This window comes from Xanthomonas campestris pv. phormiicola, from assembly GCA_025666215.1.
Taxonomy (GTDB): Bacteria; Pseudomonadota; Gammaproteobacteria; order Xanthomonadales; family Xanthomonadaceae; genus Xanthomonas_A; species Xanthomonas_A campestris_A.
In genome coordinates this window covers 5,280,003-5,293,655 of sequence record CP102593.1, presented here as the reverse complement: position 1 = coordinate 5,293,655, position 13,653 = coordinate 5,280,003, and the positions used below count along the sequence as shown (strand labels likewise).

Sequence of the window (13,653 nt, the reverse complement as noted above, 5' to 3'; positions counted from 1 at the left end):
AAACAGGAGCACCGCATGGACGCGCTGCAGTGGCAACGCCTGTCGCCGTTGCTCGACGAACTGCTGGAGCTGACCCCGGAGGCGCGCGCGGCGCGTCTGGCGCAGCTGCACGCGCAGGATCCGGCCAGCGCCGATGACCTGGTGCGCATGCTGGCGCTGGATGCGGCCGGCTCGGACCTGCTCAGCGAGCCGCTGCTGGCCAGCGCCATGGAGTGCCTGTGCGCCGGCAGCCGGATCGGGCCGTATGCGCTGGAGCGGCTGCTCGGCGAAGGCGGCATGGGCCAGGTCTGGCTGGCGCAGCGCGCCGACGGGCTGTACCAGCGCCAGGTCGCGCTGAAGCTGCTGCGTCCCGGCTATGCCGATGCCGCGCTGCGCCAGCGCTTCACCCGCGAACGCGAGATCCTGGCGCGGCTGGAGCATCCGCACCTGGCGCGCTTGCTCGACGCCGGCATCGCCAGCGACGGACGCCCGTACCTGGCGCTGGCCTATGTCGAAGGCGAGCCGCTCACCGACCATTGCCAGCGCCTGCACCTGCCGGTGAGCGCGCGCCTGCGGCTGTTCCTGCAGGTGTGCGAGGTGGTCAGCCACGCGCACGCCAACCTGATCGTGCATCGCGACCTGAAGCCGTCCAATATCCTGGTCAACGCCGCAGGCGACGTGCGGCTGCTCGACTTCGGCATCGCCAAGCTGCTCGACACCGAGGCCGACCCTGCGGCCGACGCGCATCCGCGCACCGAGGCGCGCGCGTTCACCCTGCACTACGCCGCGCCGGAGCAGGTGCGCGGCGAACCGATCACCACGCTGACCGATGTGTATTCGCTGGGGGTGGTGCTGTACGAACTGCTCACCGACCAGAAGCCCTATCACCTGCGCCGCAGCAGCGATGCCGAATGGGAGCGCGCGATCCTGGCGGTGGAGGCACCGCGACCGTCGGCGGCGGTGGTGCGCGCGGCGCAGCAGGGACAGCGCGATCCGGCCGAGGCGCGGCGCCTGGCGCGGCGGCTGAGCGGCGACCTGGACAACATCCTGCTCAAGGCGCTGCAGAAGCCGCTGCCGCAGCGCTATTCCTCGGCCGAGGCGCTGGCCCAGGATCTGCGCCGCCATCTGCAGGGGCGGACGGTGCAGGCGCGCCCGCAGGGCGTGGCCTACCGCCTGCAGAAATACCTGCAGCGGCACCGTTGGAGCGTGGTACTCGGCAGCCTGACCGCCGCCGCGTTGCTGGGTGCCGCGGGCGTGGCGCTGTGGCAGGTGCGCGAGGCGCATCGCGAAACCGTGCGCGCGCAAGCGATGCAGGACTTCGTGATCGGCCTGTTCGATCGTGCCGGCAACGCGCAGCGCGGCGACGGCTTCGACCTGCGCGGGCTGCTTGCCAGCGGCGAACAGCGCGGCGAACGCGAACTGCTGCGGCAGCCGCTGGCGCGTGCGGAACTGCAGGGGGTGATCGCGCGCCTGCGCATCGGCCTGGGCGACTATCGCGAAGCCCTGCTGTTGCTGGAACGGCAGCGCGCGCTGCTGGCCACGCAGGACGACGTGCCGCTGGCGCTGCGCCTGGAAGCGGCGGCGCAGCATGGGCGCGCGCTGCGCCTGCTGAGCCGTTCGCAGGAGTGCGTGGCGATGCTGCAGCCGCTGGCGGCGCAGGCGCAGGAAGCGCAGGCGCAGCTGCCGCTGCAGGCCGCCGGGTTCTTCTCGCAACTGGGGCGCTGCCGGCGCGTGCTCGGCGAACGCGCATCGGCGCGGGCGTGGTTCGAGCGCGCGCTGGCGCTGCACCGCGACGTGCTCAAGGACCCGGCGGGCATCGTCGAGAGCATGACCGACGTCGCGGCGATGGACAGCGACATCGGCCACACCAACGCGGCGATCGCCGGCTACCTGCAGGCGCTGGCCTTGCTCGACCGCCAGGCCGGCCCGCGGCATCCGCTCAGCGTCAACCTGCTGCGCAGCCTGGGCGTGGCCTATCGCGATCGCGGCGATGTCGACCAGGCCGAGCAGGCGGTGAGCGCGGCGCTGGCGCTGTCGCGCAGCTTGAACGGCGATCGCCATCCGGTCAGCCTCGGGCTGCGGCGCTTGCGGGCGGCGGTGATGATCGACCAGGGCCGTCTCGATATCGCCGAGCGCGAGCTGCGCGCCGCGCATGCGCTGACCGTGGAGCGGTTGGGACCGACGCACCGCGACACCGGCATGAGCTGGAGTTCGCTGGCGATGCTGGAACTGGAGCGCGGCCAGGACGCGCAGGCGATCGCCGACATGGCGCGCTCGGTCGCGATCCTGCGCGCGCCCGACAGCCAGGCGCTGCTGCCGTACATGCTGCTCAACCAGGGCCTGGCGCTGTCGGCCGCGGGCCGCTACCGCGACGCGCTGGCGCCGCTGTACGAAGCGCGCGCGCGCTGGATCGCGCAGCTCGGCCAGAACAACCCGGCGGTCGGCGACAGCGAGCGGTTGATCGCCGAGGCGCGCGCGGCGCTCGGCGAACCGCGGCAGGCCGATGCGCTGCTGGCGCAGGCGCTGCGCCGCACCGAGAGCGGCTACGGCCCGACCCATCCGCGCACGCGCGCGGTGCGCGTGGCCTGGGCGCGCAACCTGGGCCGGCTCGGCCGCGACGCGCAGGCGCTGCACGAACTGGAGGCGCAGGCGCGGCAGGGCGGGGACGGCATCGAAAGCCGCAAGCTGCGCTGGCGTGCCCGCGCCTATGCCGCCGAGCTGCATTGCCGGGGTCGCAGCGGCGCGGGCGACGGGCGTGGCGAACTGCAGGCGCTGCAGCACGAACTGGCGCAGGCGCAGCCGCAGGGCGGCACGCTGGTGCACGAGGTGGAGGGGCTGCGCGCGGCGTGCGCCGCGCCGGCGGCGTTGACCGCGGCGCGCTGAGTCCTGTTGCGGCGGCGACGCGACGCCGGCCGCTCCCGCCGCAGTGTCGGCCGCAGCCGTCGGCGGCTTGGCGTTGCCGCCCGAACAATCGGCGATCGCCGCTACCATGGGCCACCGCCCTTCGACCCGCCGCGCCGTGCCCGTTCGCCATGTCCTGTTCCTGTGCGCCCGCAACCGGCTGCGCAGCCCGACCGCCGAGCAGCTGTTCGCCGACTGGCCCGGCATCGAGACCGCATCGGCCGGAATCAATGCCGATGCCGAGACCGCGCTAACGCCGGAGCTGCTGGCCTGGGCCGACCTGATCTTCGTGATGGAACGGCGCCACCGCAGCAGACTGTCGGCCGCGTTCCAGCGGCACCTGAGCGGCAAGCGCGTCGTCTGCCTGGACATTCCCGACGACTATGCGTTCATGGATCCGGCGCTGGTGCGGCGGCTGCAGCAAGCGGTGACGCCGCATCTGCCGCGGCGTCATCCGGCGCTGTGAGTGACACGCGGCGTGGGCGCGCGCCGCAACCCGCCGCCTGACGCCACGGGCGCGGCAGCCAACTCCTCACTTGCCGCGCAGTCGCACGGCGCCGCTCGCAGTGACCCCCGCAGTTCCTCCGCCACCTCGTCGTCGAGAAGCGGCGAAGCTGTGGCGTCTGCTTGAGGACTTCGCCAGCCGCGACCGAAATCGCCACGCCCGTCGTCTTCGCTGCTGCGACAGGCGCAGGTGTTCGAACCAGCCCGCTGCCGAAGTTACGCGCCCTCTTGCGACAGCCGCGTCCGCCGGATTGCGCCGCGCGGCAACGGCAGCGGCGCGCATGCGCAACCGACCGGCTGTCACCGCGGCCGCAGAGTCGCCACAATCGGGCTTCCTTCCTGGATCGCAGGTTCGCCATGCGCACCGATACGCAGACCGGACGGCGGCGCCCGCGCGCGGCGCTGCTCGCGCTTCTCGGCGCCTGGCCGTTGCTCGCCGCCGCGGCCCCGGCAACCGCGCCTGGCACCGTTGCGCCTGCGCCTTGGGTCATGGACAACGGCCTGGTCCGGCTCACGGTCACGCCGACCCTGGGCGGGCGCGTGCTGGGCTTCCAGCGCAGCGGCGGGCCGAACCTGATCAAGGTCGGCGAGGCGGTGCAGCGCCAGCCGCTGCCGACGGTCAGCGCGGCGGCCAACGATATCCCCTATTTCGGCCACGACGTCTGGGTCGGGCCGCAGAGCGCGTGGTGGCAGCACCAGGACGCCAATCCGGCGCGGCGCGCGGCGCATGCGAACTGGCCGCCGGACCCGTACCTGAGCTTCGCCACCACCACCGTCGTCGCGCGCGCGCCGCAGCGCCTGCAGCTGCGCGGCGTGGACAGCCCGGTCAGCGGCGTGCGGCTGCACAAGACCTTCGCGCTGTCGCCGCAGCGCGCCGACAGCGTGTTGTTGCAGGTGCAGGCGCAGAACGTGCGCAAGACCGCGGTGGCCTGGGACCTGTGGTTCAACACCCGGGTCAGCGCGGCAACGCGGGTACTGGTGCCGGTCGCGGCCGCCAACGATATCCGCGTGCAGCCCAGCGCCGGCGCCGGCTACGCGCCGCCGCAGTACGTGCTGCAGGATGGGCTGATGGCGCTGGCGGCCGCGCCGCCGGGCAGCGCCGGACAGCGCGGCAAGCTGCTGCTGCAGCCGTCGGCGGGCTGGATCGCCGCCTTCGCCGGCGGCCAGGCCTGGGTGATCCGCTTCGCGCACCAACCGCTTGCGCGCATCCATCCCGAGCAGGGCCAGGTCGAGTTCTACCTGGATGCGCCGGCCTCCGATCCGGGCGGCGGCCTGCTGGAAATGGAAGTGCACGCGCCGTACCGGACCCTGGCGCCGGGCCAGAACATGCAGGCCGAGGAGCAATGGACGTTGCTGGACTACGCCGGCGGCGACGACCCGGCGCAGCAGCGCAGCTTCCTGTGTCGGCACGCTGCAGCATTGGCGCTGGACGGCGCTTGCGCTGCGCCGTAGCTCTCGCATTTAACGCCGCTTGTCTATGATGGAGGTCCTTTCCGCTTCGATCCGGCCCATGCAACGACGCGATTTCCTCAAGAACGCCGCCGCCGCCTTCGCCGCCATGGGCTTGCCCGCGATGCCGATGCTCGGCCAGGCCGCCCCCGCGGTCGGCCTGCGCCGCCTGGGCAAGCCGCAGCCCTTCGATTACGCCTGGCTCAAGGGCCATGCCCGGGCCATGGCCCAGGCGCCCTACCAGAGCCACAAGCGGGTGCTGCCGGGACCGCTGGAATCGTTGAACTGGGACCAGTACCAGTCGATCCGCTATCGCCAGGACCATGCGCTGTGGGCGGTGGACAACGGGTCGAAGTTCCAGGCCAAGTTCTTCCACCTGGGCCTGTACTTCAAGTCGCCGGTGCACATGTTCGACCTGGTCGACGGGCAGGCGCAGGAACTGGCCTACGACGGCGCCGCGTTCGACTACGGCAAGAGCGGTCTGCAGGGCAAGCACCTGCCCAAGGAGCTGGGCTTCGCCGGCTTCCGCCTCAACACCAAGCAGGACACCGACCGCGACTTCGCCGCGTTCCTCGGCGCCAGCTATTTCCGCGCGGTGGGCAAGGAAGGCCAGTACGGCCAGTCCGCGCGCGGCCTGGCGATCGATACCGGCACCGGCGGGCCGGAGGAGTTCCCGGACTTCATCGCCTACTGGCTTGAGCAGCCCAAGGCCGGTTCGGACACGGTGGTGGTGTACGCGCTGCTGGATTCGCCGAGCGTGGCCGGCGCCTACCGTTTCGCGATCACCAACGGCGACGTGCTGCTGATGGACATCGACAGCGCGCTGTATCCGCGCAAGACCATCGAGCGGCTGGGCCTGGGCCCGTGCACCAGCATGTACCAGGTCGGCGAGAACGACCGCCGCATGGACTGGGACTGGCGCCCGGAAATCCACGACACCGACGGCCTGGCGATGTGGACCGGCGGCGGCGAATGGATCTGGCGGCCGCTGTGCAATCCGCCGCAGCTGCGCTTCAACATGTTCGTCGACGAGAACCCGCGCGGCTTCGGCCTGCTGCAGCGCGACCGCAACTTCGACCACTACCACGACGACGGCGTGTACTACGAAAAACGCCCGTGCCTGTGGGTGGAGCCGAAGCAGGGCTGGGGCAAGGGCTCGGTGCAGCTGGTGGAGATCCCCACCATCGACGAGACCTTCGACAACATCGTCGCGTTCTGGAATCCGCAGGACAAGCCGCAGCCCGGGCAGGAACTGCTGTTCGGCTATCGCCTGTACTGGGGCGCGCAGCCGCCGGCCGCCTCGCCGCTGGCGCATTGCGTGGCCACGCGCACCGGCCTGGGCGGCGTGGTCGGGCAGAAGCGCACCCACTTCTCCTGGCGCTTCGCGGTGGACTTCGTCGGCGGCGAGCTGGCCAGGCTCGGCAAGGACAAGGACGCCAAGGTCGAGGCGGTGCTGCAGCTGAGCCGCGGCAGCACCGAGATCGTCTCGGCGCGGCCGCTGCACGAACTCTCCGGCTACCGCGCGATGTTCGACGTGGTGCCGCCGGACGAGGGCACGCAGCAGATCGACATCCGCCTGTTCCTGCGCTCTGGCGACACGCCGTTGACCGAGACCTGGCTGTACCAGTGGACCCCGCCGCCGGCGGCCGAGCGCAAGCTGTATTGAGTGCGGTCTGGCGCTGCCGCTTCGTGCGCGGCGGCGCCTCGCCGCTTGCAGGACCCGGCCTCGCTCGTCGCGGCTGAAGCCGCTCCCACAAACGCTCGCGGCCAACGCGCCGGGTGCACTGTGGGCAGGACTTCAGTCCCGACGCTTTCGCGACGCTGCGCGGTTGCCGGCCTCGTTCGTCGCGGCTGAAGCCGCTCCCACAAACGTTCGCGGCCAACGCGCAGGGTGCACTGTGGGCGGGACTTCAGTCCCGATGCTTTCGCGACGCTGCGCGGTTGTCGGCCTCGCTCGTCGCGGCTGAAGCAGCTCCCACAAACATTCGCGGCCAACGCGCCGGGTGCGCTGTGGGCAGGACTTCAGTCCCGACGCTTTCGCGACGCTGCGCGGTTGCCGGCCTCGTTCGTCGCGGCTGAAGCCGCTCCCACAAACGCTCGCGGCCAACGCGCCAAGTGCACTGTGGGAGGGACTTCTGTCCCGACGCGCGACGTGTCCGGCATCGCGCGTTGCGGCCGGCTCAGGGCTTGGCCGGATCCTGCGGCGTCGGCGCGGTTTCCTGGGTGATGTCCTCGACATCGCCGATATCCACGCGGCCGGGCGTGCGTCCGTCCCAGACCCGGTCCTGCAGCTTCCAGTACGCCGCCGGTTCCCAGAATTCCTTGGCGTAGAACACTTCCGGATCGATGCTGCCGCCGCGCGGGCCGTTGATCGACAGGGCGGAGGCGCCCGAGTGGCCGAGCATGCTGCCGGTGCTGCGCGACGCCTCGCGGCGCAGCACCGCTTCCTGGCGCGGCTTGGCCGCCTGGTCACCGTACTCGGCCAGCATCTTCTTGTCCTGCTTGATCGCGCGCTGCCGCTCTTCGGGCGTCAGCTGGTTCCAGTACTCCATCTTGCGCGTGGTGAAGGCGTCGTAGCCGCGCTCGGAAGCCAGGGCCATCCACAGAAAGCCCATCGCGCGATCCTGCGCGCCGCCCTGGCCTTCCCAGTACATCTCGCCCAGGCGTGCCTGCGACGGCTTGTCGGCATAGCGTGCGGCGAGCTGGTAGTGCTTCCTGGCCTCGGCGAATTCGCCCTTCTTGTCGGCGCGGATACCGGCGCGGCGATAGAACAGGTCCAGGTGCGCCTCGAGGAAGCCGTCGGTCATCACCTGCGCCGGAATGTCGTCGAACGTACGCGCGTTGTCGGCGGCGCCAGCCGGGCCGGACAGCGCCAGCGCAGCCGCAATGGCCAGCGCGGTGCAACCGCCGACGGCATATCCCTTGAACCGATGCATAGAACTCTTCCCGTGAGTGCGATCGCCGCCGATTCTAAAGGGGCGTGGCAGCCGCGATCCATAGACTGATGGCCTATGCGGCCGAGCGCCGTGGCGCAGTTTTCAACCGACGTTCATGGTCGGTGTCGCGCCGACTGCAGCCGAACAGGGGCGGCGGATGGACGCACCAAGGCAGAGCAGAGCGCTTGCGCGGCGTTCGCCTGCGCATACTGCCGAACTGCGAAACGCGGCGTCGCCTCCGGCTTACACAGTCTGGCTTACGCGGTCTTTCGTCTGGCGCCGCAGCCGTCAGCCCGGCGCGGCGGATGGACTACCGTTGCAACGCGATCTGCAACGGATCGATACGGCCCTCGCCGCGCATGATCTTCTTGAACTCGGCGCGGCTCACCGACACGTAGCGCTCGTTGCCGCCGATCTCCACCTGCGGGCCGTCCTGCACGGCGTGGCCGTCGGCGTCCACGCGCACGGTCATCGTCGCCTTGCTGCCGGTGTGGCAGATGGTCTTGATCTCCTGCAGCTCGTCGGCCCAGGCCAGCAGGTACTGGCTGCCCTCGAACAGCTCGCCGCGGAAATCGGTGCGCAGGCCGTAGCACAGCACCGGGATGCGCAGCCGGTCGACCACCTCGCTGAGCTGCCAGACCTGGGCGCGGCTGAGGAACTGCGCCTCGTCCACCAGCACGCAATGCAGCGCGCCGTCGCGGGCGATGTCGTCCTGCAGCAGCGCCAGCAGGTCTGTGTCCGGCACGAACGTGTTGCCATCGGCGCGCAGGCCGATGCGCGAGGCCACCACGCCGCTGCCGTCGCGGTGGTCCAGGCGCGGGGTCAGGATCGCGGTGCGCATGCCGCGCTCGCGATAGTTGTGCGCCGACTGCAGCAGCGTCGTGGTCTTGCCGGCGTTCATCGCCGAATAGTAGAAGTACAGTTTCGCCATGGCCCGATTCTAGCGCGGCGGACAACTCCGTCGCAGGCCGGATGCGCCCGGGAAAACCCGTTCAGCGCCCGCGCAGCGGCCCGGTCCTCGCCGCCGGCCGGCGCCCGCTACAATGCGCGGCCCAGGGAAGTCTTCATGCACGGTCTCAATCCCCCCCAACGCGCCGCGGTGCTGCATTGCGAAGGCCCGTTGCTGGTGCTGGCCGGCGCCGGCAGCGGCAAGACCCGCGTGATCGTGGAAAAGATCGCGCATCTGATCGCCACCGGCCGCTACCCGGCCAAGCGCATCGCCGCGATCACCTTCACCAACAAGTCGGCCAAGGAAATGCGCGAGCGCGTGGCCAAGCGCATCCGCGGCGATGCCGCCGACGGCCTGACCATCTGCACCTTCCACGCGCTGGGGCTGAAGTTCCTGCAGATCGAGCACGCCGCGGTGGGCCTGAAGCGCGGCTTCTCGATCTTCGACGCCGACGATGCCGCCGCGCAGATCAAGGACCTGATGCACGGCGCCAAGCCCGATGCGATCGACGACGCCAGGAACCTGATCTCGCGCGCCAAGAACGCCGGGCTGTCGCCGGAGCAGGCGATGGCCGCGGCGCGCAGCAACCGCGAGCAGGAGGCGGCCAGCCTGTACGAGCGCTATCAGGCGCGGCTGAGCACGTTCAACGCGGTGGACTTCGACGACCTGATCCGCCTGCCGGTGCAGGTGCTGGAGGAGAACGAGGACATCGTCATGGCCTGGCGCGAGCGCATCGGCTACCTGCTGGTGGACGAGAGCCAGGACACCAACGACGCGCAGTACCGGCTGCTGAAGATGCTGGCCGGCCCGCGCGGCAACTTCACCTGCGTGGGCGACGACGACCAGAGCATCTACGCCTGGCGCGGCGCCAACCCGGAAAACCTGATGCAGATGGGGCGCGACTATCCGGCGCTGCAGATCGTCAAGCTGGAGCAGAACTACCGCTGCTCCAACCGCGTGCTGCGCGCGGCCAACGCGCTGATCGCGCACAACCCGCACGAGCACCTGAAGACCCTGTGGAGCGACCAGGCCGACGGCGAGCGCATCCGCGTGTGGGAATGCCGCGACAGCGAGCACGAGGCGGAGAAGGTCGCCGCCGAGATCGCCTACCTGGGCACCGCCAAGCAGGTGCCGTGGAGCGATTTCTGCATCCTGTTCCGCGGCAACTTCCAGTCGCGGCCGCTGGAAAAGGCCTTGCAGATGGCCGGCGTGCCGTACCACATCACCGGCGGCACCGCGTTCCTGGAACGGCAGGAAGTGAAGGACGTGCTGTCGTGGCTGCGGCTGCTGGTCAATCCCGACGACGATGCCGCGTTCCTGCGCGCGGTGCAGGCGCCCAAGCGCGAGGTCGGCGCGACCTCGCTGGCCAAGCTGGCCGAACTGGCCTCGGCCAAGCATCTGCCGATGTCGCGCGCGGCCGAGTCGATGGGCGCGCTGCAGCAGTTGCCGCCGCGCGCGGCCAACGGCCTGAGCGATTTCGTCGACGTCCTGCACGAGTTGCGCACCGCCTCGCTGACCCTGTCCTCGGCCGACGTGGTGCGCCAGCTCGCCGAGCAGTCGGGACTGATCCGCGAACTGCGCAGCCAGTGCAAGGACGAAACCACGTTCCAGCGCCGCCGCAGCAACCTGGAAGAACTCGCCAAGTGGTTCGAGGGCGGCCCGCGCGGGGCCACCGTCGGCGACCTGGCCGCGCAGCTGGCGCTGCTGTCGCGCAACGACAAGGACGACGGCGGCAACCAGGTGCGGATGATGACGATGCACGCGTCCAAGGGCCTGGAGTTCCGCTACGTGTTCATCGTCGGCTGCGAGGACGGCGTGCTGCCGCACGAGGTCAGCCTGGAGGAGGGCAACCTGCAGGAAGAGCGGCGCCTGCTGTACGTGGGCATCACCCGCGCCAAGGAGCAGCTGTGGATGAGTTACAGCAAGCTCACGCGCAAGTTCGGCGAGCACATCCGGCTCAAGCCCAGCCGCTTCTTCGCCGAGATCCCCGCTGAGGAAATGCAGCGCGACGGCGCCGACCCGGTGGCCGACGCCGAGCGCAAGAAGGAACGCGCCAATGCCGGGCTGGCGGCGATCCAGGCGTTGTTTGATTGAAGGCGGGGATTCGGGATTTGGGAGTCGGGATTCGTAACGGCGGTTGTGCGCAGCACTGTGCGTGGCAGGCCTGCGTGAAGTGATTTCCCTTCTCCCATCGGGAGAAGGTGCCCCGAAGGGGCGGATGAGGGTACGGGCGAAGCCTCGTGCATCCAACCTCCGCGAGACGCTGCGCGCCGGACCCTCACCCCAACCCCTCTCCCGAGGGGAGAGGGGCTCAGTCCGGTGCTTGTACATGGCTGGCCGAGTGCACTGTAGGAGGGGCTTCAGCCCCGACGCTTTCTTCTCAGCATTGCGGAATTGCAGCTTCGCGCGTCGCGACTGAAGTCGCTCCCACAAGAAGCGGTGCCGCCAGAACTGCGGCTCTCTCAAGCAGCGTCGATCGGCAGGCGCTCGGACGTAGCCGGCCGGGTGCACTGTGGGAGGGACTTCAGTCCCGACGCGGCTTCACTTGGTTGTGGCGCTGCCAGCTTCGCGCGTCGCGGCTGAAGCCGCTCCCACAAAAAATGAAGAGGCTGCTTTCGCAGCCCCTACCTGCAGCAGTCCGCCGCCCTGCTTACGACGACAGGTGCTCGATCGCGGCGACGCTGCCGAGGCGGTCGCCCAGGCGCTTGAGCAGGGCCAGGCGGTTGCTGCGGATCGCCGGGTCCTCGACGTTGACCATGACCCCGTCGAAGAACGCGTCCACCTGCGGCCGCAGCCGCGCCAGGAAGTTCAGCACGGTGACGTAGTCGTGCTGGCGCAGGGCGCCGTCGGTTTCCACGATCGCCGCTTCCACCGCCTCGGCCAGTGCGCTTTCGGCCGGCTCGCGCAGCAGGGTCGGATCGATCTGCGCGGGAATCGCGCCTTCGGCCTTGCGCAGGATGTTGCGGATGCGCTTGTTGGCCGCGGCCAGCGCCTCGGCCTCCGGCAGCGTGGCGAAGATGCCGATCGCGTCGATGCGGCGGTCGAAGTCGTAGAGCGAAGCCGGCTTCAGTTCCGCCACCGCATTGAAATGCGTCGCCGGTACGCCCTTGTCGGCGTAGTAGCCACGCAGTCGGTCGAGGATGAAATCGAACAACTCTTCCGCAAGCGAGCCCTTCAGGGACGCTGAAACAGTCACCCCCAACGAAGTCTTGATTCCAGCCTGCTTAGCAGCGACGAGCGCTTGAATCTTTTCACGTGCGCTGACGTCTGCAAGCGCGTGCTGAACATTGATAAGGGAAGAGCCGAGCATCTCTTCCAAATCCACATCAAACCCACTCTCAATCACCGTCCGCGCCAACCCCAGCGCATTGCGCCGCAGCGCGAACGGATCCTTGTTGCCGGTCGGCTTCAACCCCGCGGCGAAGCCGCCGGCCAGCGTGTCCAGACGCTCCGCGATCGCTAGCACCTTGCCCAGCGGCGACAGCGCGATGTCGTCGCCGGCGAAGCGCGGCTGGTAGGCCTCGCCGATCGCAAGCGCGATCTCGCTGCTCTCGCCGGCGGCCTTGGCGTAGTGGCGCCCGGCGATGCCCTGCAGTTCGGGGAATTCGTTGACCATGCGCGACTGCAGGTCGTTCTTGCTCAACTCGGCGGCGCGGCGCGCCTGCGCGGCGTCCACGCCGACCAGCGGCGCGATCGCCTCGGCCAGCGCGGCCACGCGCTGCACCTTGTCGGCGATGCTGCCGAGCTTGGCCTGGTAGGTCACGCTGGCCAGGCCCGCGCCCATCGCCTCCAGGCCCTGCTTGAGGTCCTCGTCGAAGAAGAACTTGGCGTCGGCGAAGCGCGGGCGGATCACCCGCTCGTAGCCCTTGGCCACTTCGGCCACGTCGCGCGAGACGATGTTGGCGATGCCGATGAAGTGCTCGGTCAGCTTGCCGCCGGCGTCGAGCACCGGGAAGAACTTCTGGTTGCTCTCCATCGTCTCGATCAGCGCTTCCTGCGGTACCGCCAGGAATGCCGGTTCGAAATGGCACAGCACCGCCGACGGCCATTCGACCAGGTTCACCACCTGCTCCAGGTTGTCGTCGGAAATGCGCGCGCTGCCGCCGGCCTGACGCGCGGCCTGCTCGACCTCGGCGACGATGCGCGCGCGGCGCGCATCCGGGTCCACCAGCACCTGCGCCGCTTCCAGCGCGGCCACGTAGTCGCCCGGCTGGGCCAGCGCGACCGGCGCGTCGTGCAGGAAGCGGTGGCCGCGGCTGACCCGGTCGGCCTGCACGCCGAACAGCTGCACCGGCACCACGTCGTTGCCGAACAGCAGCACCAGCCAGTGCACCGGCCGCGCGAAGCCGTAGTCGTGGTCGCCCCAGCGCATCGGCTTAGGGATCGGCATCGCCGCGATCGCCTCGCGCAGGATCTCCGGCAGCAGCGCGGCGGTCTGCGCGCCCGGGGTCACCGCACGGTGCACGAAGCGCTCGCCCTTGGCGTCGCTGGTGCGCTCCAGCGCGGTCCAGTCGATGCCGGCCTTGGCGGCGAAGCCGGCCAGCGCCTTGGTCGGCTGGCCGGCGGCGTCCAGGGCGATGTTGAGGTAGGGGCCGAGCACTTCCGAGCGCTGCTCCGGCTGCTCGGCGGCCACGCCCGGCAGCAGCACCGCCAGCCGGCGCGGGGTGGACAGCGGCCTGGCGTCGCCGCGTTCGACCGCGATGCCGCGCTTCTCCAGCCCGGCGATCACCCCGTCGAACAGGGCCTGCGCCAGGCCCGGCAGCGCCTTGACCGGCAGTTCCTCGGTACCCAGTTCGATCAGCAGGGGATGTAGTGCGCTCATGTGTCAGACCTTGCTAGCGGTTCCCTTCTCCCTGCGGGAGAAGGTGCCCCGAAGGGGCGGATGAGGGTTCGGGCGAAGCCTTGGAAGTTCAGGTCTGCAGGGCTTCGCCCCGT

Annotated in this window: 8 protein-coding genes; 5 read left to right on the top strand and 3 right to left on the bottom strand. The window is 70.1% G+C overall.

Annotated features, from left to right (window positions below; translation table 11 throughout):
* Positions 1 to 15 precede the first annotated feature (15 nt).
* From NRY95_22435 to NRY95_22420, 4 genes are all read left to right on the top strand, one after another.
* Positions 16 to 2,862: a protein kinase gene (locus tag NRY95_22435; protein ID UYC16387.1), complete on the top strand. Its 2,847-nt coding sequence runs from the start codon at positions 16 to 18 to the stop codon at positions 2,860 to 2,862.
* 136 nt (positions 2,863 to 2,998) lie between these two features.
* Positions 2,999 to 3,346, top strand: coding sequence for a low molecular weight protein tyrosine phosphatase family protein (locus NRY95_22430; GenBank protein ID UYC16386.1), 348 nt, complete (start codon positions 2,999 to 3,001; stop codon positions 3,344 to 3,346).
* A gap of 527 nt (positions 3,347 to 3,873) precedes the next feature.
* On the top strand, positions 3,874 to 4,836 hold the full coding sequence (locus tag NRY95_22425) for a DUF4380 domain-containing protein (GenBank protein ID UYC18671.1): 963 nt from the start codon (positions 3,874 to 3,876) through the stop codon (positions 4,834 to 4,836).
* Between the two features lie 58 nt (positions 4,837 to 4,894).
* On the top strand, positions 4,895 to 6,499 hold the full coding sequence (locus NRY95_22420) for a glucan biosynthesis protein D (GenBank protein ID UYC16385.1): 1,605 nt from the start codon (positions 4,895 to 4,897) through the stop codon (positions 6,497 to 6,499).
* Between the two features lie 514 nt (positions 6,500 to 7,013).
* On the opposite strand, the gene NRY95_22415 is transcribed toward NRY95_22420, so the two are convergent.
* Positions 7,014 to 7,769, bottom strand: a complete 756-nt coding sequence (locus NRY95_22415) for a sel1 repeat family protein (protein UYC16384.1) — start codon at positions 7,767 to 7,769, stop codon at positions 7,014 to 7,016.
* Between the two features lie 310 nt (positions 7,770 to 8,079).
* On the bottom strand, positions 8,080 to 8,700 hold the full coding sequence (locus NRY95_22410) for a thymidine kinase (protein UYC16383.1): 621 nt from the start codon (positions 8,698 to 8,700) through the stop codon (positions 8,080 to 8,082).
* A 135-nt stretch (positions 8,701 to 8,835) separates the two neighbouring features.
* On the opposite strand from NRY95_22410, the gene rep reads away from it, so the two are divergent.
* Positions 8,836 to 10,812 carry a DNA helicase Rep gene (gene rep, locus NRY95_22405; protein ID UYC16382.1) on the top strand — a complete coding sequence of 659 codons (1,977 nt, stop codon included), beginning with the start codon at positions 8,836 to 8,838 and terminating at the stop codon, positions 10,810 to 10,812.
* Positions 10,813 to 11,368: 556 nt separating this feature from the next.
* Here rep and glyS read toward each other — a convergent pair.
* Positions 11,369 to 13,540, bottom strand: coding sequence for a glycine--tRNA ligase subunit beta (glyS, locus tag NRY95_22400; GenBank protein ID UYC16381.1), 2,172 nt, complete (start codon positions 13,538 to 13,540; stop codon positions 11,369 to 11,371).
* Positions 13,541 to 13,653: the final 113 nt, after the last annotated feature.